The sequence below is a fragment of the Kribbella rubisoli genome (assembly GCF_004217145.1).
In the GTDB taxonomy this organism is placed as follows: Bacteria; Actinomycetota; Actinomycetes; order Propionibacteriales; family Kribbellaceae; genus Kribbella; species Kribbella rubisoli.
Genome location: NZ_SHKR01000008.1, coordinates 1 through 1,643 on the forward strand (window position 1 = coordinate 1; position 1,643 = coordinate 1,643).

At 68.1% G+C, this 1,643-nt stretch carries 1 protein-coding gene; it reads right to left on the reverse strand.

Features of this window, described 5'->3' with window-relative positions:
* Window positions 1–40: 40 nt before the first annotated feature.
* On the reverse strand, window positions 41–1,255 hold the full coding sequence (locus EV645_RS02580) for an IS30 family transposase (protein WP_422386610.1): 1,215 nt from the start codon (window positions 1,253–1,255) through the stop codon (window positions 41–43).
* Between the last annotated feature and the right edge of the window lie 388 nt (window positions 1,256–1,643).

Below are 1,643 nucleotides of genomic sequence, written 5' to 3' on the forward strand. Positions count from 1 at the left end.
TGGGCGGTTTCAAGGGGTCGTTGCAACACCGCCTTGGTTTCTAGGTGGTGAGTAGATCACGCAAACGCTCGGCTGGGGTGTCCCAGTCGAGCGTTTTGCGTGGTCGGGCGTTGAGTTCCTGGGCGACGTGTTCGAGGTCTTCGGGTCCGTGGACGCTGAGGTCGGTGCCCTTGGGGAAGTACTGGCGCAGGAGCCCGTTGGTGTTCTCGTTGGTGCCGCGCTGCCAGGGTGAGTGCGGGTCGCAGAAGTAGACGGCGATGTCGGTGGCGATGGTGAACTGTTTGTGCCGGGCCATCTCGCAGCCCTGGTCCCAGGTCAGCGAGCCGCGCAGGTGCTCGGGCAAGGTCTGCATCGTCTGGATGAGCTCGTCGCGCACCTGCTCGGCGTCGTGGCCGCCGGGCAGGTGGACCAGCATCGTGTAGCGGGTGGCACGTTCGACCAGGGTGCCGATCGCGGACTGGTTGCCCGCGCCCATGATCAGGTCGCCTTCCCAGTGTCCGGGGACGGCACGGTCGTCGGCCTCGGCCGGCCGCTCGGAGATCATGATCATGTCGTCGACGAACCGCTGCTGGCGCTGGTCTGGGCGGCGCTGCGGTTTGCGGCGGGTCCGGCCTGTGCGCAGCGCGGTGACGACTTCGCGCTTCAGTCCGCCGCGGGCCTGGAAGTACAGCGCCTGGTAGATCGTTTCGTGGCTCACGCGCATGCTCTCGTCGTCGGGGAAGTCCTTGACGAGCCTGTTCGAGATCTGCTCCGGAGACAACTTCTGTTCCAGGCCCTGCTCGACCTGTTCGCGCAGCGCGGGGTTGGTGACCAGCTTGGGCGGCTTCGGCCGGGCCCTGGCGGCCGCGGCGGTGCGATCAGCCTGGTGGGGCAGGTAGATCCCGTCGACGCTGTGCGCGCGGACCTCACGGCAGACCGTGGACTTGTTCCGGCCGATCCCGGCCGCGATCGCGGTCAATGTCTGCCGGTTGATCAGCCCGTCGGCGATCACCAACCGGTCATCCAGCGACAAGTACCGCTCACCGGCGCCGCCGGTGCCGCCGGTGCCTGCATCATCGCTGATTCCCACATCACCGCTGGTTGTGGCCACACCGGTTGAGTAGCGGGTTCCGGCGGTGTAGTCCACGACCGTGCCGTCGGGATGGACCCGCGTGTTACCGACCCTGCGGATCCCGCGCCGCCAGTCCCGCCCAGTCCGCGGATTCACCCCCACCTCCACCGACGCGCGAGCGATCGACCAGCCTTCCTCGACCAACTGCAGGAACCGGTCCTTCGCGCCCGGCCTTCCGGCCGGCCCCCGGTCGGCCTGCACCAGCCCGGCGGCCACCAGAATCCGCCGCGCAGCACCATGACTCAACCCAGCCGCCTTCGCCGCCCGGTTCACACTCCCCGACACACCGAACTCACCGACCACCCGCTCCCGCATCTCACCAGAGATGCTCGTCCTCGCCCGCCCCACACGCCGCCCCGACTCCCGCAACAACCGGTACGCACGCGCCCGCGACATCCCCAACTCCACCGCCGCAGCACTCACCGACGACCCGGCATCAACCAGCCGCAGCAGACCAGCACACTCCGCCGAAAACGACACGGCCCTCGCAACTCCTCAAATTGAGGTGTTGCGAGGACCGTGTGAACCCGCC